We start from the raw sequence: 20,871 nt of genomic DNA on the forward strand, positions 1-20,871 counted from the left end.
TTCTATTCGTATATGGTTTGTAATAGTTTTCCTGATGTATGTAATAATTCCAATGCCACTGCACGTTGCTGCAAAACATGGCTGTAAAAATTAAGATTGACTTTATACCATTCATTTTCGGTTGCCAACAATTCCGTTACGTCAATCAAGCCAGCTTCATATTGCTTCGAAGCCATCTGCAAATTATTTTGGGCAACTTTTACCTGTTGGTCACCGACTTTCAATTTTTGATTGCTAGTCGTATAACTGACTTTGTTTTTATCCAGCAACAGATTTAATTTTTCCGTTGCGTCAAGAAGCTTCGTTTCATTGATGGCTTGATCTAATTGTACTTGCTTTACCTTATTTCGGTGCTCCCCACCGTTAAAGATATCCCATCTCACCCCGACACCAACCATAAAGTTAGGCCTACCTTTTAGATAGTTGGTAGAAAGGTCGATATCACCTATTACGGGTCTGTCTTTAATGGTTAAATTCGTGTTATGAAGATTCAAATAGCTCGCTGAGCCGAAAGCAAAAACCGTCGGCAGTGACGCTCCTTTTTCTTTTTTATACAGATATTCATAAGCTTTAGATGACGCATCCAACGCTTTTAATTCGGAACGCTCTTCCACTCCCGTTGGTACATCCGATAAATAGATGGGCGAAAGATTATACAATACCTCTTCTACTGCTGATGTCGACAAACCTGTTTGTTGTTGTATTTTTTTGACCAGTAACGCACGATTTCCAGCTAACTCCACCTTTTTTTCTTCCAATTCCAACAGAGCAAGTTTAAGTTTATCCCGATCATATGGAATAGCCAATCCATTTTCGATGGCCTTATTCACTTTTTCCTGTTCCTTTTTCAACCTCCGCTCGGAATCTACAATCAGTTTATCTACCTCGTTCAACAGCATCAGCTGATCGAACGTAGACGCAATCTCCTTCGCCATTCCCTCTTTTCCCGCTTCGGCCAAATAGCCTTGTGCCCGTGCCTTTTCCTGAAGGGCACGTTCGCCATTGGGTATCTGCAATCCCGAAAAAATAACTTGCCTTACAGATACACCCGCATATGCAGCTTGTGATCTAAGGTTAAAATCTGTCGCACCGTCAAATAGTCCTAGATTCAATACCGGCAGATTGAGTGTAGGAATATCAAGACTCCCATTGTTGTACATAAAACCATACAAGCCGGTCGCCGATACATGGGGCAGTTTATTCGCTTTCACACCCTCCGCTTCCAGGTTCGCTTTATCTACTTCGTAGTTTTTGAGTTTCAGATCGTGATTGGCCTGAAACGATTGCTGTATAATTTCTTTTACTTTTGGATCTATAATGGATTGTGCCCGCCCCGTTTGTTGAAAAGCAATGCTAAACATAATAAAGATCCATCCCCATTTTTTTACCATAACTTGTTTTATTTATCGCGAAACAAATATCTGATTTATATGGCTTGCTTTTTTTAAGATATCTTAAAAAGTGATTAGCGTTGTGATCGAATCACACTGAGTGTCTGCTGAGAAATTCCTAAATAAGAAGCGATATCTCCCAATGGAGCACGAAGGAGTATATCCGGGTGCTGCTCCATTAATTTGTGATAACGCTCCTGGGCTGTTTCAAATTGTAAGCTTTGTAATCGAGCAGAAAACCCAATCAATGCTTGTAGCAATATCGCTTGTATAAGTTTATTCATGGCTATAGAATGAGATGCAAGTTCCGCTATTGCATAAAACGGGATTAATGTAATGATCGATGGCTCCAGCGCTTCAATACCGTACATTGATTTTTTGTTATAGAATACACTTTCTGTACCCCCCGCAAAAGTTTGCTCTGAAAAAAAATAATGGGTAATAGCCTTACCCGATTTATAGTAAAACATTCGAACCAACCCTTGCTCAATAAAGAACACCTTTCGCGAATAGTGCGCTGCATCTAGAATGATATCTTTTTTCAAATAACGCTTCGTGACAGCCACTTGCTCAAGGTGTTCTAACAGGTCATCTGTCAAACCAAATGTGGTTTTTAAATAGGGAATCAACTGCATTCCCTAAAATAAGATAATTTATGTAAAAAAACGAAACTACCTACGCCTTACTACCTGTTTTATATCTGATTTCCAGTGCTAATATAATATCACGTTTTTTGCCTTCTATCAAAGATAAATTCCCGGCAACAAACACACCTTTTTTACCGTTATTGCTATTTGAAATACCATAGACGGTCGATTCATCGTCCGGATTAGACGCTCCTTCATAACGATAAAGATGATCAATCTGATAATTGTCTGCATCCTCTAATATTTCGTCAAATTCCACGTTAAAATCTATGGTATATCCCATCTCTTTCAATCTAGCTAATGCTACGTCCGTAGTTTCATAATTGTGCTTTGTTTCCATAATATCTAAAGTTTGTCTTATTTAATAAGATAACACACCAAAGGGTAGTTCTGTTTTCGTATTTTTTTGGCTAGCTTTGGACATCTTTGTTAAACTAGGTCGTAAAACAATCATGGCATATCCTATACCCGAACCTCAATACACGCCCGGAAAAGCGTTCGAAAGATTAATTACCATCCTGGATACACTCCGTATTGCCTGCCCATGGGATCGAAAACAAACGATGGAATCATTAAGGCATCTTACCATGGAAGAGCTGTATGAGCTGACGGATGCGATTCTAGAAAAAGACTATGACGAGATAAAAAAAGAGCTGGGCGATGTAATGCTACATCTTCTTTTCTATGCTAAGATTGCCGATGAGCAACAGCAGTTTAATACGGTAGACGTATTGAACGCCATCTGTGATAAGCTAGTCGTCCGGCATCCGCATATTTATGCGGATACACAGGTAGAGAACGAGCAAGATGTAAAAAACAATTGGGAGTCTATCAAACTAAAAGAGGGAAATAAGTCTGTTTTATCCGGCGTACCGAAAGGGTTGCCTGCTCTTGTAAAGGCTTATCGTATTCAAGATAAAGTACGAGGCGTCGGTTTTGATTGGGATGACAAAACCGAAGTTTGGAAAAAAGTGGAGGAAGAATTGACAGAATTTAAAAATGAATTCAACCTTACAGACGACGCGGCTGTTGACCAGGAGAAAGCTGAAGCAGAATTTGGTGATCTGCTATTTTCTTTAATTAATTACGCACGACACCTCGGCATCAATCCAGAAAATGCGTTAGAACGTACGAATAAAAAATTCATACAACGATTCAGCCATTTGGAAAAACGAGCTGCTGAAAACGGACAGAACCTCAAAGAAATGACCTTAGACGAAATGGATGTGTATTGGAATGAAGCGAAGAAATTATAGGTTAAAAAATACACATCAAGGCTCATCACAATCTAAAGTATCTACTTTAACAAATAGTTTATGAAACTGCTGCATTTGTGTACCATCATAGTTAATATGGTGTACCGAATCGTTCGCACTATTCCACCAACCATATACTAATACATAGTCGAAAGCGCGATCTAACCTATCAGCATGTTTCATCGTAGCTTCATAGTTATGCCATAGATATTCCGGCGTACTATTATTTTTCATCTGCTCTTTTATTACATGTTCGTAGGCTTCCAGCAAATCATTACCTCCTTTATAAAGTGCTTCTGCATATTCCCTCGCTTGTGCGTCTTCCACTGCCGCGATCAACGATTCGGGTTGTTCTTTCGCTTTATTTTGTACTTTCTTTAAGGCATACGTCTCCAGCAAATAACGTAATACGTCCTTTTTCAAACGTTGGAAATAATGTGTTTGGACAATCTGTAAGTTCTCTACGGATGTTATCACACTATCATATCGGACGGTTAACTCTTCAAATGTCCCTTTATCATGAACGTAATGACTGGTACGAAAAAGGTTATATGTATCGATGAGTTGCTGTTCTGTATATTTTTTGCTATTGTAATATCCCTTATATGTACATAATTCATCGTCAAATGTCCAAGTTTTCGTTTGGGCAATGGCGAAATTTAAGAGAGATACCACTATAAAAGATCCTATCGAAATTTGTTTTAACCGCATAACTTCCATTTATGAAACTAATATAGCGAGCTTGCCGTTAATTACCAATTAATCCGTAAATTCGCGACATGAAAGAAACTGTTGTTAGCGGTATCAGAAGTACCGGTAAGTTACATTTGGGCAACTACTATGGAGCGTTGAACAATTTCGTCAAAATGCAGCACGAATACAACTGCTTCTTCTTCATAGCAGACTTGCATTCCCTAACTACACATCCTACTCCTGAGCACTTAAATCGTACAGTAAGAGAAGTTGTAGTGGAATATTTAGCAGCGGGCATTGATCCTGAACAGTCCACGATATATGTACAATCGGACGTTCCGGAAGTAGCGGAGCTCTACTTATACATGAACATGAACGCCTATTTGGGTGAATTGGAAAGGGCCACCGCATTCAAAGATAAAGTTCGGGCTAATCCCGACAATGTAAATGCCGGTCTTTTAACATATCCGGTGCTGATGGCTTGTGATATCCTGATCCATCACGGCACGAAAGTTCCCGTAGGGAAAGACCAAGAACAGCATTTGGAAATGACACGTACATTCGGTAACCGTTTTAATAGGTTGTACAACGTCGAATATTTCAAGGAGGCTTTTGCTTTTTCTTATAGTGATAAGCTAGTTAAAATCCCGGGGCTAGACGGTAACGGAAAAATGGGTAAATCCAATGGTGAGGCAAGTTGTGTATATTTAAGTGATTCACCCGAAGCGATCCGCAAAAAAGTGATGCGTGCGGTATCTGATGCCGGCCCTACAGAAATGAACCAAATAAAGCCAGAGCCTATACAGAATCTGTTTGATTTGATGAAAGTAGTCTCTACATCGGATACTTTACAACATTTTGAAGACTTGTACAACAAGTGTGAAATACGTTACGGTGATTTTAAAAAACAGCTTGCCGAAGATATGGTGCTGGCTACTGAACCTGTGCGTTCACGCATTCAAGAAATTTCCAATGACGACGAATACGTTAAAAAAGTGATTCGGATGGGTGCTGAGAAAGCACACGAAAGTGCTGCTAAAACAATAAAGGAAGTACGCGAGATCATTGGAATTAAAAAATTGTATTAAAATATGCATATAGCAATTGTAGGAAATATCGGAGCAGGAAAAACGACTTTAACAGAACTGATCGCACGTCATCTTAATTTTGAAGCGCAGTTTGAAGCGGTGGAAGATAATCCTTATTTGGAGGACTTTTATAGCGATATGAAACGATGGGCGTTTAACCTGCAAATATTCTTTCTAAATAGCCGTTTTAGACATATTGTTGATTTGCAGAATAGCGGTATCAATATGGTTCAAGACCGGACAATTTACGAAGATGCTTATATTTTTGCCGAAAATCTATATGATATGGGACTTATGAGCGCACGCGACTTTGAGAACTACAGTAATATTTTTCAGAGTATCGTTCACTATATCAAAGCACCCGATTTGTTGATTTATCTACGGGCTTCCGTACCAACACTGGTCAGCAACATTCAAAAAAGAGGGCGTGATTATGAGTCAGCTATCCGTTTAGATTACCTCTCCAAACTCAATGAAAAATACGAAAAGTGGATAGGCAATTATAACGATGGAAAGCTGTTGGTGTTAGACAAAGACAATCTCGACTTTGCCAGTAAACCCGAAGATTTGGGGCATATCATCCAAAAAATCGAAGCCGAAATGTTCGGACTTTTTTAACACGGCATACTTTATAGCAGCCCTTCATCACGGAAACTGAAATAAGCGTTATCTGTAAAAATAACGTGGTCGTTCACCCGGATATCCATCAGTTCTGCGGCAGCAACAATTTTCTTGGTGATTATTTTATCGGCATTGCTAGCTCGTAATGTACCTGATGGATGGTTGTGAACCAAGATAATGGAGTTTGCCTGTACTTGCAACGCAAATCGCAGGATAACCCGTATATCGACTGGCGTTGCATCATTACCGCCGCGGCCTATTATTTTCTTATCTAACAATTTACAGCCTGTATTTAGATAGATTACCCAAAACTCTTCATGGGGCAGGTCTTGTATATAAGGACCAAAATAATCGTAAACTTTCTTGCTGCTGTTCAAGACGGAAACAGTCTCCGGTTCCATCTCTTTTCGACGGCGTCCTAGCTCCAACGCGGCAATGATACTGATTGCCTTTGCCTCTCCAATTCCTCGATAACGGCATAGGTCGGGGACTTCCAGTCTGGAGATATTATTTAAATTATTTTGGGCATCAGATAGTATGCGACGACATAGTTCGACGGCGGTTTCTTTTCTAGAGCCGGAACCGATCAGGATGGCCATCAACTCTGCATCTGTCAAGGCCCTTCTACCTTGCTCTAATAGTTTTTCGCGTGGGCGATCTGCTTCTGACCATTCCCGGATGATTAGTTTTTCCATGTCAACAAGTATATAACGGCACACTAAAGTTACTATTTTTTTTAGCAAAAACAAACTTACTGGCACAAAACGCATTAACAATTCTTAACCGATTCAAGTCCTGCATTTCATAGAGAAACTTTATCTTTGCAATTCCATATAAATATCAAAACAATGAGTAAAGCGATTATCAAGACAGAAAAAGGCGATATGACTGTGCAATTTTACACGGAAGACGCTCCAAATACGGTAGCCAACTTTATTAAATTGGCAAAATCTGGTTATTACGACGGGTTAGCATTTCATCGCGTCATCCCCGATTTCGTTATTCAGGGAGGTTGTCCCAATACTCGCGAAGGAGCGACAGGCATGCCGGGCACAGGCGGTCCCGGTTACAAGATCGATTGTGAATTAACAGGAGATAATCAATATCATGACAGAGGGGTATTATCGATGGCACATGCGGGAAGAAATACCGGCGGTTCGCAATTTTTCATCTGCCACAGCCGTAATAATACAGCGCATTTAGATAGAAACCATACCTGCTTCGGAAAAGTTATTGAGAACGTAGATGTTGTAGACGATATCCGTCAAGGAGACCGCATCCTGGGAGTGGAAATTATTGAAGAGTAAAACCTAAATAGACATGAATTTAAGAGCTTTAGTATCAGTTACCGGAAAACCGGGTCTTTTTAAATTGATTGGCCAAAGTAAAAGTGGATTTATATTGGAAACGTTGGATGATAAAAAAATAAAATCCACCGTTAACCTATCAACTACTAAAATGGCTACCTTGGAAGATATCACCATTTATGGCGAGGAGGAGGAAATACGGCTGATTGATGTATTTGAAGCCATCAAAGAAAAAGGTGGTGATACACCCGATATAAAGGATGGAAAAGCATTGCGGGAATTCTTCCGTGAAGTAGCGCCGGGACACGACGAATCAAGAGTCTATTCTTCTGATATCAAAAAGATTATAACTTGGTATAATATTATAAAGGAATTGCCTTTATTTGAAGAAGAAGCGCCAGAACCAATCCAACAATAATATTTATGTAGAGATGCGGATACCGCGTCTCTACATCTTTTATATCAAAACAACCGCAATTGCGCATCACGATTCGGTCTTTCAAATAAATCAGTACGCAAAATCGGATATTCTTGCTGCCCCATATATTTTTTGACCGCGACCTTGAACAGCTGACGTATACCCTCTGCCGTTTCACCATCCCCACGTATTCTCCTGCCCCATTGACTATCGTTGAGCTTACCTCCGTGACACGCCTCTATACCGTGAATAATCTTTTCTGCCCCATCTGGATAATTCTTATACACCCAGTCTTTAAAAATATTTGCTATCGCTCCGTTTAGACGCACAATGGTATAACTAGCCCATCTTGCTCCTACATCAGCGGCCCGTTTTATTAATGCCGGCATCTCATCGCTGTTTATTCCAGGGACAATCGGGGCAATCATTAACGAAACAGGGATATTCTTCTCTGCCAATTTTTCAATTAGCTTTAGCCGTGCCCCCGCAGTTGCCGTTCGCGGTTCCATCTTCCTTCTCACTTCTTCCCGCAAGCTGTTAATCGTGACCGATACACTGACCAATCCTAATTCGGCAAGAGCTGCCAATAAATCCAAATCGCGAAGCATAAGCACGTTCTTGCTGATCATCATAACCGGATGTTTATAGGTTAGAAAAGTGTTTAAAAGTTGGCGGGTAATCCTCAATTTCCGTTCGATCGGCTGGTAACAATCTGTATTCCCCGACATAAAGACAGGCTCTGGAACATAACTCTTCTTGTCAAATGCTTTCTCCAGTAATTCCACAGCATTATATTTCACCAAGATCTTCCGTTCAAAATCCAGCCCGGCACTGTAACCCCAGTACTCATGAGAGTTGCGGGCATAGCAATAAATACAGCCATGCTCACAACCTTGATAAGGATTTAGCGATTGGTAAAACCCAATATCCGGACTATCTACCTTAGATAAAATTGCTTTCGGATATGTCGCTATAATCTTCGTGGAATCAGATGTTAAAAAAGGTTCATCCAATCCTTCTATATATTCCTGCACGTAGCTATGCCCGAAAAACTTATTGTTGGGATTTAGTTGCGCCCCTCTTCCCTTAAAATATTCTTCTTCCTTTAAATCCATACACAAAAATACTAAAAATATTAGTTTTTTTATTATATATAGACAGAGAATATTTATCTTACCTTTCCACTAACTCCTTAACGGTATCACCATAACGATCCACTTTATCGGCTCTCATTTTTGTCAAGCGATGCCATCGTTTAAACGTATTGATAAAAACAATCAACATTAACACCATTGCTAACAAAGCCAATGACGCCAATAGGTATTGTCCTTGCGGTAAATAAATAAAACGAACCTGTTCATAACCTGCCCAGAACGTAATAATCGCCATAAATACGCCGGGTATTGCTGCACACAACGCATACTTGCCTCGGTTAATACGGATCAACATAGTTGTACATACGATAAGTCCACAAGCTGCCAGTAGCTGGTTACTGATCCCGAATAATGGCCATATACTGCTTACGTTGCCGGTATAGACCAAATATCCCCATGAAAATGTAAAAATCAAGCTGCAGATAATAATGCCGGGCATCCAGTTCTTGTCATTAAACTTAGGCATTACTGTCCCCAGCATTTCCTGCAAAAAGAATCGTCCTACTCGCGTACCCGCATCTATTGCGGTTAAAATAAAGACCGCTTCAAACATGATGGCAAAATTGTACCAATATGCCATCACGTCATCCATAAACGGTATTTTGTTAAAAATATGCGCCATACCTACGGCCAGCGAAACCGCTCCTCCTGTTCTACCCTGCAAGTCAACCCCTATTTTCTCGCTGAAATGTGCTAAATCTACAGGTTGCAAATGTGGATGGGCGGCAATAAAGGATTCATACATTTCTTTGGGCGTATTGATCGCAAAATAGTCTCCAGGAACCAACGTACAAGCAGCAATCAACGCCATTAATGCTACAAATCCCTCTACTAGCATCGCACCATAACCTACGAAAAGAATTTCCTTTTCATTGTTCAACATCTTCGGTGTCGTACCTGTCGCAATGACGGCATGAAAACCAGAAATCGCTCCACAAGCGATCACAATAAAGATAAACGGTAACACGGGACCGCCGATGACCGGACCTCCACCATGGATAAAGGATGTAAGGGCCGGCATCTCTATCGTCGGTTGCACAAAAATAATCCCGATGGCCAACATCAGAATCGTACCGATTTTCAAATAGGTTGATAAATAATCACGCGGAACCAAGAGCAACCATACAGGTAAAACCGATGCTAAAAATCCATATACGGTGATGGCAATGGATATCGTTTCTACCCGCCAATGAAACAGGCTGCTGATGGCCGCAATCTGCATCAATTCGTGGCCGCCAATAATACTCGCAATTAACAATATTCCACCGATAATACTTGCCAATGTGACACTATTCTTCCGATAGCGCATAATCAATCCCATGAGAACTGCAATGGGCATAGTTGCAATAACGGTAAATAGAGACCAAGAAGCTTCGTGCATCGCGCTTATGCACGCCAAAGACAAGCCCGCTAATGTTAAAATGAGAATAAACAACACGGCAAACCCGGTGATTAAGCCCGTACCTTTACCAATTTCCTTACCCGCTATTGTCGCCAGGCTTTCCCCTTTATGTCTTACAGAGGCAAAAAGCACGACCATATCGTGTATCCCTCCGGCAAGCACACAGCCGATCAAAATCCACAATGTTCCGGGAAGATAGCCAAATTGAGCGGCCAAAACTGGTCCCACGAGCGGACCCGCTGCTGCGATCGCGGCAAAGTGATGTCCGAATAGGACATTCTTGTTGGTGGCCACATAATCTTTACCATCAGCAAACTCCACTGCCGGCGTGACATTCTTTTCATTCAACCGCAGCACTTTATTCGCCATAAAAATACCATAAAAGCGGTAAGCGATTGCAAATAATAATAGTGCTACAAACACTAAGGTAAGGGCATTAACACCGTTTAAATATTCCATGTATGTTTATTAATTAGTTATCTCTTTAGCTGGAGAACCTGTCCATCATGAAGAAGGATCTCTTTAATCGCATCATATTCCACCTCCTGAACACTTAATTTATTTTTTAATGCAATTTTAGCCGCTGTCGCTGCAGCTTGTCCTAGCGCCATAAATGTCCATTCCAATCTTATGGCACCGTAGGCTATATGGCTCGACGATGGACAACTGGGAGCAAGTAAATTTTGACATTCCTCCGCTTTTGGTACCAACGCCCGATACGAAATAGGTAGCGGTTGCCAAAAATCACCACCAAAAACGAAACCTTCGTTGTATGCATAACCATCTTTGACTATCCGTCTGACACTATGCACATCAGGTGGCCAAAACGCTACTGCAATCGGATCCGGAACCGGTTCTGGGTTATCTTTACGGACGTGGTGCTCTGTGATAACATAATCCGAAACCATTCTCCTCGCATCCCGCACATAAAACATCCGGGGCCAACCATCATTATCCGTAAACTCATCTTTTGTCAAACCCCAGGAAGCCCATTTCTGTTGAAAATCGGGATCCAGTGTTTTAATTTCCGGATCGTTAGCAAAGAAATAGAACAGCCCCTGCGTAAAATCGCGGTGATACTGTAATATCTCCTTTCGCTGGGAATAACTTCCGTCAGGGTATCCATGATTCATACCATAAAGATTGTGAGACAGATCGTGCCAGGCTCCCATATCCGTTTTTCCGTTAGGTAATCCCTTAACTGGTGTATACAGTTTGCCTCCTGCTTTTAAATACCGTAGATAGATGGTATAATTATCCCGATTATAATTTGCTGGTTTTGTAAAAGGAATTTTATTGTTATCATCTTGTGTTAGACACATCCGAAAACAATAAGCCTGTATTCTGTGATCTCCACTACCTGGTTCCCCTAACGGTTCATCTTGGACGGTAGCAATTAAACCACTATTCGGATCTCCTTCGATAACATAAGGATCCACCTTCACCTCAAACTGGGCGTGGGTAGTTTCGGCACGTATGCCATTTCGCGTTTCTTTATATAGACTATTAGCCTCCCGACCTATCGTATAACTGACGCCTGCGGCCGCCAATAAATCTCCTTCCACCGTTGCATCAATAAATATTTCCGCTTCCATAACCTTACCATCGGTCGTCCGGATAGTCCGTATTCTACTTTCGTGCTTTACCACAGCATCTTTTTCTTCACCCAATGGGTGTCGGTAAAATACGTCAATATTTTCCTCTGCCACCCAATCTTTTATTATTTTTTCAGCAACACTCGATTCAAAGCGCCATAAGTCCGGGTCTTTCTCGCCATGCCGAATCATTTGTTCGAACGCAGCGTCCCGTTGGTAAGCTTTAGCTATCCGCTGATAAAACTCCAGTGCGATACCACCGACAGCCACACTATTCTGAAAAGGCAGATGATTATCAATATCGGATCCACCTAATCCTTCGACCAGCATCCCGCCAAGATGATCTCCCGGTTCAAGCAATGCCACCTTCAACCCCATGCGGGAGGATTGGATAGCGGCAGCGACTCCAGCTGGCGTTCCACCATAGATAACAACATCATAACGTTTCTGTGCGATCGTATTTAAAAGTGAAAAAAAGATTAGCGTTCCTGTTAAAAAAATCTTCATGTTTCTATAAAATTATGAAATTAAAGCATTTATATAGCGTCCTTCGTTATTTTTTCTTCTTAAATATTTTTACAGCGCATCCGCCACCGCTGACAAGCGAGACACTTAATTTTCTATCCGTAGGAACGTCTATAATCTGTCGTTTATAGTCTCTTGCCACCTTATCTGCGTTTATTCCGTCTTTAAAGATTTCAGCCTGATAACTGTCCGTACCCAAGAATGATAGATCCAATTCAATCGAACGTTCATCCCAATTTGTCATCGCGCCCACATACCATACTTCGTCTTTTCGCCGGGCGATAGTTACATGCTCTCCTACCTTGCCTTCCAATGCGATCGTTTCGTCCCAAACCGTGGGAATAGCGGTAATGAATTCCACACATTCTTCTTCTCGTTCGTAGTTAGCGGGATTATCACACAACATGGTTAGCGGCGCTTCGAAAATAATATATTGCGCTAACTGACGGCAACGTGTTCCCTGACTCATGGCTTCCGTAAAAACAGGACGATAATTTTTCTTAATGGCGTTTCTCATAGCTCCCTGCGTATAATCCATAGGCCCGGCCAACATTCTGATATAAGGAACTGTTACATCGTATGTAACCTGATCAATCGTATCTTGCGACCATTTCATTGTTTCCAGACCGTGAACACCTTCAAAGTTTATAACATTTGGATAGGTTCTTTGCAAACCGGTGGGCTTATATGACCCGTGAAAATTCAATAATAGCTTATATTTTGCCGCTATTTTTGCGGCATCATAGTGAAACTTGACCATCGGCTGATCATCTCTATCCATGAAATCGACCTTAAAACCTTTTATCCCCATCTCCGCATAATGTTTACAAATATTTTCGATATCCTTATTAAATGCATGGTAACCAGCCCAAAGAATAAGATCTACGTTTCGCTCTTTCGCATACGCTATCAATTCAGGAAGATCGATTTCAGGAATAACTTTAAATAAATCGGCTTTCAGGTTTACCGCCCAGCCTTCGTCGAGAATGACATACTCAATTCCTTGCTTTGATGCAAAATCTATATAATATTTGTAGGTGGCATTGTTTACTCCTGTCTTGAAATCAACGCCATATAGATTCCAGCTGTTCCACCAATCCCAAGCCACCTTACCCAGTTTAACCCAGGAAACATCGCCTATCCGGTTTGGAGACGCCAACTTATAGACAAGGTCGCTATCCAAAAGTTGCTTGTCATCCGATGATATGGAAATGACGCGCCAGGGGAACAGTGTTTTTGCATCGCATTTAGCCATATAATTTTCCCGTTCCTTAACTACGCCTTGTAACATATTGTGCCCACCCTGTTCTACGCGCTTTGGATAACGGGCGAAATGTCCTTTGAGAATAGTATCTTTATCTTGATTCTCGATAAACATCCCCGGGTAATCCTCCAAGTCGGCTTCGGTTATCACGATTTTTTTATTATTGACCGCTTCGACCAACAAAGGCAGGAAAGCCAACCGGTCTCCTTGCCATTGGTTGATGGGGGTATGTACGTAAATATTCTCAAAAGAATTGAACACCGGGTCTGTTTTGGAAGCAATATTTGTTTTCACATAAGGAACGTACGCTTGACTTGTTTCTCCCAGATGGAATTCTGCTATTTCATCCTTCACTACAAAATCTCTTTTTCGGGTAGATACGAACCGGTAAGCTGCTCCTTCATCATAAGCTCTAAATACCAAATCAAATCCTTCCTTAAAAGACAGGATCAACTCATTGCAATTATCTTTAATATGATCTTTCTTATAAAACGGAGATGCAATCACTTGATTTATTTGGGTTCGTTTCTCCTTTATCACGTTTGCATCTACACCAAAATAGCTTCCATCTTCCAGTTCCAGTGCAATTGTTGAAGGGTTAATCATAACATCTCCTTGGTGAATAACGGTATATGTTATTTTTTGCCCCACTTCAATTTTTATCTCGATCTTGGCATCGGGTGATTTCAAACTGAAATTCTTCTGTGGAAAAGCATACAAACTGACAAATAGCAGCAGTATAACCAATAGTTTCTGTTTCATCTAATTAATTTTTACAAAACATTCACCACTTCGCGTGCCGTCTCCAAAGACGATATAATGACCCGAAGCATCTGCTCTAAGAATTTTCACGGAAGTAAGCGGTACGGTTTCTACATCCTCTGCCGTAAGCATCGTAAGCGATCCACTCGTCTTATCACCTACGGTAAGCCCTCCGTTCCAGGAAAGGACAATCTGTTTTTTCTCCTCCGAAACGAGATCTGTCAATGCGATGCTGCTGGATAGGATAGAAATTCCATAACCATCAGGTGTATCAAATGGTGTTACGGCTCCATTCCAGATAAAAATCTCGGAATCTGGCAACGTAAAGGTTACCTTTACGGATACAGCTACGGATCTTCGCTCACTATCGGTAACGAAAATTCTGGTGGTGCCTTCGCCCGTAGCGGTCAAAATAACGGATGTCTCGGAAATCTCCGCCGTAACAATCCCTTCATCTTCCGATTGTACGGTATACCCTCCGTTACCACTCGTAATCGTTAAGACGACAGGTGTATTTATGGATGTTATCGTCACATCTGTATTATCTAACTGCAGCCTTGATAGTGAATCTTTCATATCTTTTTCACAAGACCATAGCAATCCCGCAAGCAGTACCATCGCAAAGACTTTGAATATTCTTTTCATGTTTTCTATTTTTTTAGCGTTTATAAAGAATGACAATTTCATTATTTAGCAGGTGACAATTTCATGGCATTGATATAATAAAATTTAGAGGCGCTGGTGTTATTTGGCCCATACGTCATCTTTATACGGATCGTTCCGTCCGCCAATGCCTTAATGTTCTCTACTCCCACCGCAATAGTTTTATTACTGGACGCATTGAGATATACCGTCTCTTCATTCACGCCTGTAACCGTGTAGGCAGTTTCTCGATTGTCACTGGCATCACGGGAACCAAAAAAAAGGAAATCATATTGTTTGTCGGGATTTAATCCATTTATCTCTATCTCCGCGAGTGGGCTTGTTTGTCCGCTAAACGGGTTACCATTTCCAAAAAAAGAATCCCTAGATGCACTTACCGGCATATCAAATCCAGGAACCTGCGGGTCCGTTGTACCGTTGCCGTTTATACCTCCAAATCCTTGCTTAATGGTCAATTCTATCCCTAGGGCAGTTCCATCTTCATCCTGCAACTCGACAGATGAATTTACCGTCCGAGAAGTGATATTGTTCCAGGGCGCGGGAGACGCGGCTTCTCCGGTATTACCAAAATCGATATAAACCGCTTTTGTTAGTTCTTTAATATCTGGATTATCTTTAAATTCCACCAACTCGGTGATCTCATAAGGTTTTTGTACCGCCAGATGAGCGGCAGCACGTGCTACATTCGACCGGGATTCACTCAAACCATTCGGTGTATAGGAATTGTTTCTCACATCTAGCCCAAACAGTTTCTCAAACCAAGCACACGCTGCAGTATATCTGCCATAGCTTAAATCCAAATGATAACCATCCCTGGTAAAATTATCGCCGAGATAGCTGGTTCTTCCATTTTGAATGGCGGTTCCGGACGGAACAATAATTCCTATGTTTTGTTCCGTTGCTACCCGTTTTGTTGTTTCCACAATAGCGTTATACATTTTCAGCTGATCCTTATCATATTTCGGAAAACCTGCATGCGTTGAATTTGCCTGATACGCCCAAGTCTGGTGCAGAATAAATTCAACATCGGGATTCGTCGCGTTTTCTCGCAAATACTGCATAATATCGGGTAAATTACTATAGGTATCGTACAGCCCAGAATTGTCGCTCACCTGTTGAATGCTGATATAATCCCAATCTTCTTCTTGGAGGACGGAACTTATACGCTGCGGCTCGGGGTTTCTCGTTCTGGTTTCGCCTACAATTTTCAAATAACTGTAATCGGCCTTGTCTTGCGAGATATTCTGCCAATGTGTGGCTAACGCGCTTCCCCCTTTGGTTATACTGCCTATTGTCAAATCAATTCCAGCTGCCTTCGCCAGTTCGTACAGATTCGTTTCGACAGCATCTTGTGTAAAGCTGTTTCCTATTGCTAGAATCTTGATAACACCCCGTTCCGTAACGACTACCTCGCACTGCGCAGCCACCTCTTTATTAGTGGATTCAAGCTTAACGATAGCCGATCCTATAGATAGTCCTCGAATAACAGCTTGATTTTTGTCGGTATTCTCTATTGAAAGAACATCCAAATTGCTGGAGGACCAATCATAATCCAGTTTTGAAGCTTCTTCATTAAATTTGACCGTTAGCGTCTCTCTTTTGCCTTCCTTTAAAGAGATTTCCTTCTGATCAAAGTCTACTAAAAACTCCTTGGGTTGCGGAAGGCTATCTTTACTCGAACAGGCAAAACTAACTGATGCGAGCACCAGTATATATATCCAATATCTTAATATCTTTTTCATCTTCATAAATTGTTGTGTTTATTTTCTTATTTGCAAACGTATTACCTGATCACCATTGGCGGTTGTTGCCTTCAAGGATATTGCTCCCGAGAATGCTGATAGATCAGCCATACCATTCGTAAGCTCTACCTCGTTGTTGTTGACAAAAAACTTAACGAAGTTAGTTGAACCCGCCCCAACGACTTTAGCTGTTGCGTCACCATCAAAAAAGATAGCGGGAGCAACTAACCACTCGTATTCCGATGATGGTTCTTCAACCACGTTTGTTACGAAATCGTATATTCCATATCCGTTTCTAAAAGCATATATATAGATACGAGCTTTGTCTTCCGCTCCATCATTTACGATTTGAACGTTGGATACGGACGCAATTCCATTGCTTGTTCTCCCCATCCCCGCATCCGGAAAACGATACATAAAGGTCATATCGCTAAAACTTTTGTTATCATCCTTAAACTGGAACAGATCAAACTGTTGCGGCGTAACAAAATCTGTGTTGGCGGAAGCTACAATAAGATAATGCTTTCCGTTGAGCGTAAATTCTGTAACGCCCGTTGGCCCACCACGTTTATCATCTGCATTATTGGGTTTCGGCGTTATATTAGTAGGCGCCAATTCCATATTATTCTGAAATCCGTCCACCGGTTTGCCTGACAGATCATAAAGGGTAGGATTACGAAATGCGCCGTCCAGATAGAAACGGCTGCTGGAAATAATCTGGATTCTAGCACTCTGTCCAAATCCTGTAACCGCAGTAGCCGCTGGCTCGGGGAACAACGCTGACAAGGTTATTTCTTCTGCTGTAGGATTGGCTACCCCACCCGTAACATTATACCGGTGGACGATATTACTGGAAGATTTAGGAACAAGTATAAATCCGTTGCCATTTTTTAAATCTCCGGATACGGCAAACGTTTCAAATCTTCCGTTGACTGTCGTATTCAATAGCGTTTTCCATTCTATAGGTGATTGCGTTGGATTAATATATGTCACCCGGAACTCACCAGAGGTGGTTACCATATTAGAAATAAATATATTTCCAGCATCGTCAATGGCAATATCATTTGCAGAAAACGTCAGACCGTCATATGCTGCTTTAGGTAAGTCGTACGTCTTCAATAATGCCCCCGTTGCGCCGTCAACTTCAAAGATTTGTGCAATATGACCGGGATTGGTGTTGGAGGTTCGGTTCGCGAAATATAGTTTTCCATTCTTCTCGACAAAGCCCCTTGATTCCCCACCGGCCACATCATTTATAAAAACCGTGTTACCCGAATTTAAAAGAGCGCTTCTCAAAAAAATATTTCGGAGTTGTTCTCCGTTCTCGGTCACCGGATAGGTATGCGTATCCAAACGCTGCGCATAAGATAGGATGATGGAGGCAAGTAGCATCGTGATGCTACTTATTGTTATTTTATTCATCGTTAGTTATTCTTTTAGTTTATACTGGTTCGTGGCAATATGCAGCACGCCATCTGCCGTTTTTATACAAAAACAGTATCCTTGCTGCATCGTTTTTAACGTCGCTACAGCTGTTTTGTTAGAAGCGGGGATTAACTTCTTCCACTGCTAACAGATAAAAAAACAGATGGATTTATTTACTTTTTCCCTATTTGTTTGTTGGTTTATAGCCTACTAACCGGACATCTTTTACGCTAAACACCACATCTTGGCCCCGCATCGAAGAATACAGGTCAAATCCCGAAATAACAGCGTCATCATAGCTCACACCTGCCGGCGGATCTGGAAGCATCTCGATAAACTTATTGAAATTTATTGTGATTTCTTTCCATTCGCTAGTCAGCTGTGGTACTTGGGTACGCGCACCTCGTATAAACCATCGTTCTGAAGGATCGGAGCCAACATTAGACGAACTTTTCCAATAAACCGGATCGGGATTGCTTGGATTAGCTAGATTTTCATACACCAATACGCCCACAAGATCGGCTCTTACCTTTTGATTACCATTCCAAAACACATATCTCAAATCGCAGGTAATATAAATATTGTTATTTGCGTTTGGTTTATTTACGTGATCCAGTTTAGCGAAGAATTTCAGTTGGATGTCTTTATCAAATTCACCGATCGTAAAATCTCGCTTGAACGCCCAATTACCCGTGTTGCTCTTTCCCCAATTGGAAAATACCAGCCCCACTTCCCGCAAATATTTTAGGGAATCCGCATTGGTGTATCCGCTTGCCAAGTTCACAAACTGAAACTCGATCGGATCGTCCGGATTCTCCCGTTTTGGATTAAACGCAAATCCTGTTTTTCGTGTACTGTTCGGGTAGTCATATATATATTCATGCCCATCACAATTTATCGATACCAGATGTACCGATGGAGCCGATCGGTCTGTCGCGGCAATGCTGCCACCTTCCAAACAGGCATATGTCTCGTTTACGTTGGAAGGCTTGCCCGGAATCAATTCACTTAAATCACTCACAGCACATAAGGAAGGTTGTCTACCCCGGTCGTGCGAGTTCATATGTGTATAATTTTTCTTTTTTACACCTTGGTTCCAGAGCAAATCGACGGTTTCTTTATCTTCACCCGGCGGATTAATTGGAATTTCGGCGTTTTCTTTACTACCACAATTAGTAAATAGACTAAAAGTCCCAATGAATATGATGATATACTTTTTCATTTTTTTGTTTTTAAGGATAATCTAATAACCTGTATTTTGCTTTATATTTCTATTGACATTGATTTCAATTTGTGGGATTGGCCACAAGTAGTTTCTTTGGTTAAAAAGCCGTACCTCTATAACCCGCATATTATTTCTGTTCGTTACGTTATCGTAGTGCGGATTTCCGTTCTCATCAATTCGGGGAGCATTAGCCAATAATCCTCTCTCAATTCGCCCCAATAAATTTCCCCTAAGGACGTCTTCCGCAATTTTCCAACGTCTGATATCATATAATCTCTTTCCTTCGAGGGCCAATTCGATTTTTCTTTCCGTTCTGATAATTGTACGCAATTGTGCTTGTGTAAGACCATTGTCAATATCAGGCATCCCCGCACGTCTCCTGATTTCATTAATAGCCGTATAAACAGATTCATCGATGGTATTAGCTTCTATTTTAGCTTCCGCGTAGTTTAGCAAGACTTCACCATATCGTAACAATAAAAACGCCGTATTACTTCTGTTCAGATAGTCTGGGTCTTCCATGTCCGTGTATTTTTTCCAACAATAGCCAGAGAATGTAGCATAGGCATTTGTGGCGTCCTGATTGGCTACTCTCGTCGCGGGTGTAGTATTATAGTTCCAGCACTGTGTACTATCTTTATGGCTTTCAAACTGATACCCATTGGATATCATTCCCGGTACGACATTGGTAACATACATTCTTGGATCTCTGTTTTCAAACGGTTTTTTCGGATCATAGAGCGGTGATTCATCGATAGGCAAACCATCTGTACACATATAAGAGTCAATCAATGCCTGATTCGGTACTTTTGACGAATAACCTTTTGCCATACGGGTGTTAACACCACCCGGAAAAGAGTGATTTCGCGTACCCGCTAAAAAACTGATTTGAAATATGATTTCTTTTGAAACATCTTGTTTGCTCTTAATATAAAGATTTTCATAGTTACTTTCCAATTGGTAAACGCCAGCATCCATCACGCGTTTTGCTGCATCAGCAGCAACATTCCATCTACCGGCATAAAGTGCGACAGTTGACTTCAGAGCGAGTGCCGTGCCTTTAGTCGCTTTTCCTTTATCTCTAGATTCCGTATAACTATCCGGTAAAATTTCAGAGCAGGCTTCCAATTCATCCAAAATAAAATCATAAATATCTTCTTTAGCATCTTTTCCTACATAGGCCGTTTCTAAATCGAGCAAGGTCGTCACGAGGGGTACGTCACCAAACATCTCGATCAGGTGATGGTACCAATAGGCACGTAGAAATCTTGCCTGTGCTACACTATGATTAACCCTTGTCTGATTAGTTATATTTTCAATTCTATCAACGTTTTCAATAATAAAGTTACAACGTTGGATACCTTCATAGATACTCGTCCAGACATTACCAATAACCCAGTTATTCGGATCCACTTTACCATTACCTAATGCTTGCCATGATGCGTCTGCACGTTCCCAAGCAATATCGGTCGTACAATCCAACATGACTTCAAATGGCAAGCTATACCCGCCATATCCATTCCATAGCCGTTGATACGCACCGACAACTGCGTGATCCAATTCGACTTCCGATTTTAGAAATGTTGAACTTGCAGGTTTATCAATCGGGTACTTTTCGAGATAGTCGGAGCAAGAGCTTGAAAAGCCAATTAATCCCGTAAACAAACTTATATATATTATGCGTTTCATTTCA

At 41.2% G+C, this 20,871-nt stretch carries 19 protein-coding genes; 5 read left to right on the forward strand and 14 right to left on the reverse strand.

All coding sequences use genetic code 11. From position 1 onward, the window contains the following. Positions 1-2: 2 nt before the first annotated feature. From H8B21_RS09425 to H8B21_RS09435, 3 genes are all read right to left on the reverse strand, one after another. A complete protein-coding gene (locus H8B21_RS09425) occupies positions 3-1,391 on the reverse strand; it encodes a TolC family protein (protein WP_190313507.1) in 1,389 nt (462 codons plus the stop codon). A gap of 74 nt (positions 1,392-1,465) precedes the next feature. Beyond that, positions 1,466-2,026 carry a Crp/Fnr family transcriptional regulator gene (locus H8B21_RS09430; protein WP_190313508.1) on the reverse strand — a complete coding sequence of 187 codons (561 nt, stop codon included), beginning with the start codon at positions 2,024-2,026 and terminating at the stop codon, positions 1,466-1,468. 40 nt (positions 2,027-2,066) lie between these two features. Beyond that, positions 2,067-2,378, reverse strand: coding sequence for a hypothetical protein (locus H8B21_RS09435; RefSeq protein ID WP_190313509.1), 312 nt, complete (start codon positions 2,376-2,378; stop codon positions 2,067-2,069). 112 nt (positions 2,379-2,490) lie between these two features. Between H8B21_RS09435 and mazG the strand changes: the two genes are divergently transcribed. Continuing rightward, positions 2,491-3,294: a nucleoside triphosphate pyrophosphohydrolase gene (gene mazG / locus H8B21_RS09440; RefSeq protein ID WP_165294258.1), complete on the forward strand. Its 804-nt coding sequence runs from the start codon at positions 2,491-2,493 to the stop codon at positions 3,292-3,294. A gap of 15 nt (positions 3,295-3,309) precedes the next feature. Here the strand turns inward: mazG and H8B21_RS09445 are convergent, their stop codons facing one another. Beyond that, entirely contained in the window at positions 3,310-4,005 is a 696-nt protein-coding gene (locus H8B21_RS09445) for a hypothetical protein (protein WP_190313510.1), read from the reverse strand. Between the two features lie 68 nt (positions 4,006-4,073). Here H8B21_RS09445 and trpS point away from each other — a divergent pair, with 68 nt between their 5' ends. After that, positions 4,074-5,075, forward strand: coding sequence for a tryptophan--tRNA ligase (trpS, locus tag H8B21_RS09450; protein ID WP_165294260.1), 1,002 nt, complete (start codon positions 4,074-4,076; stop codon positions 5,073-5,075). A gap of 3 nt (positions 5,076-5,078) precedes the next feature. Continuing rightward, a complete protein-coding gene (locus H8B21_RS09455; protein ID WP_190313511.1) occupies positions 5,079-5,693 on the forward strand; it encodes a deoxynucleoside kinase in 615 nt (204 codons plus the stop codon). Between the two features lie 11 nt (positions 5,694-5,704). Here the strand turns inward: H8B21_RS09455 and radC are convergent, their stop codons facing one another. Continuing rightward, positions 5,705-6,391, reverse strand: coding sequence for a RadC family protein (gene radC, locus H8B21_RS09460; protein WP_165294262.1), 687 nt, complete (start codon positions 6,389-6,391; stop codon positions 5,705-5,707). 153 nt (positions 6,392-6,544) lie between these two features. Here radC and H8B21_RS09465 point away from each other — a divergent pair, with 153 nt between their 5' ends. After that, positions 6,545-7,003 carry a peptidylprolyl isomerase gene (locus tag H8B21_RS09465; RefSeq protein ID WP_165294263.1) on the forward strand — a complete coding sequence of 153 codons (459 nt, stop codon included), beginning with the start codon at positions 6,545-6,547 and terminating at the stop codon, positions 7,001-7,003. 13 nt (positions 7,004-7,016) lie between these two features. Continuing rightward, complete coding sequence (locus H8B21_RS09470; protein ID WP_165294264.1) at positions 7,017-7,421, forward strand: DUF5606 family protein; 405 nt, start codon at positions 7,017-7,019, stop codon at positions 7,419-7,421. A 44-nt stretch (positions 7,422-7,465) separates the two neighbouring features. Here H8B21_RS09470 and H8B21_RS09475 read toward each other — a convergent pair whose 3' ends face one another. The 9 genes from H8B21_RS09475 to H8B21_RS09515 form a co-directional block, all read right to left on the reverse strand. After that, positions 7,466-8,536: a PA0069 family radical SAM protein gene (locus tag H8B21_RS09475; RefSeq protein ID WP_190313512.1), complete on the reverse strand. Its 1,071-nt coding sequence runs from the start codon at positions 8,534-8,536 to the stop codon at positions 7,466-7,468. A gap of 58 nt (positions 8,537-8,594) precedes the next feature. Continuing rightward, positions 8,595-10,436, reverse strand: a complete 1,842-nt coding sequence (locus H8B21_RS09480) for a carbon starvation CstA family protein (protein WP_190313513.1) — start codon at positions 10,434-10,436, stop codon at positions 8,595-8,597. Between the two features lie 17 nt (positions 10,437-10,453). Beyond that, entirely contained in the window at positions 10,454-12,079 is a 1,626-nt protein-coding gene (locus H8B21_RS09485) for an FAD-dependent oxidoreductase (RefSeq protein WP_190313514.1), read from the reverse strand. Positions 12,080-12,125: 46 nt separating this feature from the next. Beyond that, a complete protein-coding gene (locus H8B21_RS09490; protein ID WP_190313515.1) occupies positions 12,126-14,123 on the reverse strand; it encodes a glycoside hydrolase family 97 protein in 1,998 nt (665 codons plus the stop codon). Further along, on the reverse strand, positions 14,124-14,768 hold the full coding sequence (locus tag H8B21_RS09495) for a hypothetical protein (RefSeq protein WP_190313516.1): 645 nt from the start codon (positions 14,766-14,768) through the stop codon (positions 14,124-14,126). 41 nt (positions 14,769-14,809) lie between these two features. After that, positions 14,810-16,534 (reverse strand): DUF4886 domain-containing protein, encoded by a 1,725-nt coding sequence (locus H8B21_RS09500; RefSeq protein ID WP_223814941.1) that lies wholly within the window; start codon positions 16,532-16,534, stop codon positions 14,810-14,812. Positions 16,535-16,546: 12 nt separating this feature from the next. Further along, on the reverse strand, positions 16,547-17,950 hold the full coding sequence (locus tag H8B21_RS09505; RefSeq protein ID WP_190313518.1) for an NHL repeat-containing protein: 1,404 nt from the start codon (positions 17,948-17,950) through the stop codon (positions 16,547-16,549). A gap of 187 nt (positions 17,951-18,137) precedes the next feature. Next, on the reverse strand, positions 18,138-19,175 hold the full coding sequence (locus H8B21_RS09510; protein WP_190313519.1) for a hypothetical protein: 1,038 nt from the start codon (positions 19,173-19,175) through the stop codon (positions 18,138-18,140). A 21-nt stretch (positions 19,176-19,196) separates the two neighbouring features. Next, entirely contained in the window at positions 19,197-20,867 is a 1,671-nt protein-coding gene (locus H8B21_RS09515) for a RagB/SusD family nutrient uptake outer membrane protein (protein WP_190313520.1), read from the reverse strand. Positions 20,868-20,871: the final 4 nt, after the last annotated feature.

Source organism: Sphingobacterium chuzhouense (assembly GCF_014692525.1).
GTDB classification, from domain to species: domain Bacteria; phylum Bacteroidota; class Bacteroidia; order Sphingobacteriales; family Sphingobacteriaceae; genus Sphingobacterium; species Sphingobacterium chuzhouense.

Coding starts and splice junctions, on each gene's coding strand:
- mazG (WP_165294258.1), top strand. CDS start 2,491: ATGGCATATCCTATACCCGAACCTCAATACACGCCCGGAAAAGCGTTC.
- H8B21_RS09455 (WP_190313511.1), top strand. CDS start 5,079: ATGCATATAGCAATTGTAGGAAATATCGGAGCAGGAAAAACGACTTTA.
- H8B21_RS09515 (WP_190313520.1), bottom strand. CDS start 20,867: ATGAAACGCATAATATATATAAGTTTGTTTACGGGATTAATTGGCTTT.
- H8B21_RS09475 (WP_190313512.1), bottom strand. CDS start 8,536: ATGGATTTAAAGGAAGAAGAATATTTTAAGGGAAGAGGGGCGCAACTA.
- H8B21_RS09495 (WP_190313516.1), bottom strand. CDS start 14,768: ATGAAAAGAATATTCAAAGTCTTTGCGATGGTACTGCTTGCGGGATTG.
- H8B21_RS09470 (WP_165294264.1), top strand. CDS start 7,017: ATGAATTTAAGAGCTTTAGTATCAGTTACCGGAAAACCGGGTCTTTTT.
- H8B21_RS09425 (WP_190313507.1), bottom strand. CDS start 1,391: ATGGTAAAAAAATGGGGATGGATCTTTATTATGTTTAGCATTGCTTTT.
- H8B21_RS09430 (WP_190313508.1), bottom strand. CDS start 2,026: ATGCAGTTGATTCCCTATTTAAAAACCACATTTGGTTTGACAGATGAC.
- H8B21_RS09445 (WP_190313510.1), bottom strand. CDS start 4,005: ATGCGGTTAAAACAAATTTCGATAGGATCTTTTATAGTGGTATCTCTC.
- H8B21_RS09490 (WP_190313515.1), bottom strand. CDS start 14,123: ATGAAACAGAAACTATTGGTTATACTGCTGCTATTTGTCAGTTTGTAT.
- H8B21_RS09435 (WP_190313509.1), bottom strand. CDS start 2,378: ATGGAAACAAAGCACAATTATGAAACTACGGACGTAGCATTAGCTAGA.
- trpS (WP_165294260.1), top strand. CDS start 4,074: ATGAAAGAAACTGTTGTTAGCGGTATCAGAAGTACCGGTAAGTTACAT.
- H8B21_RS09500 (WP_223814941.1), bottom strand. CDS start 16,534: ATGAAGATGAAAAAGATATTAAGATATTGGATATATATACTGGTGCTC.
- radC (WP_165294262.1), bottom strand. CDS start 6,391: ATGGAAAAACTAATCATCCGGGAATGGTCAGAAGCAGATCGCCCACGC.
- H8B21_RS09510 (WP_190313519.1), bottom strand. CDS start 19,175: ATGAAAAAGTATATCATCATATTCATTGGGACTTTTAGTCTATTTACT.
- H8B21_RS09485 (WP_190313514.1), bottom strand. CDS start 12,079: ATGAAGATTTTTTTAACAGGAACGCTAATCTTTTTTTCACTTTTAAAT.
- H8B21_RS09465 (WP_165294263.1), top strand. CDS start 6,545: ATGAGTAAAGCGATTATCAAGACAGAAAAAGGCGATATGACTGTGCAA.
- H8B21_RS09480 (WP_190313513.1), bottom strand. CDS start 10,436: ATGGAATATTTAAACGGTGTTAATGCCCTTACCTTAGTGTTTGTAGCA.
- H8B21_RS09505 (WP_190313518.1), bottom strand. CDS start 17,950: ATGAATAAAATAACAATAAGTAGCATCACGATGCTACTTGCCTCCATC.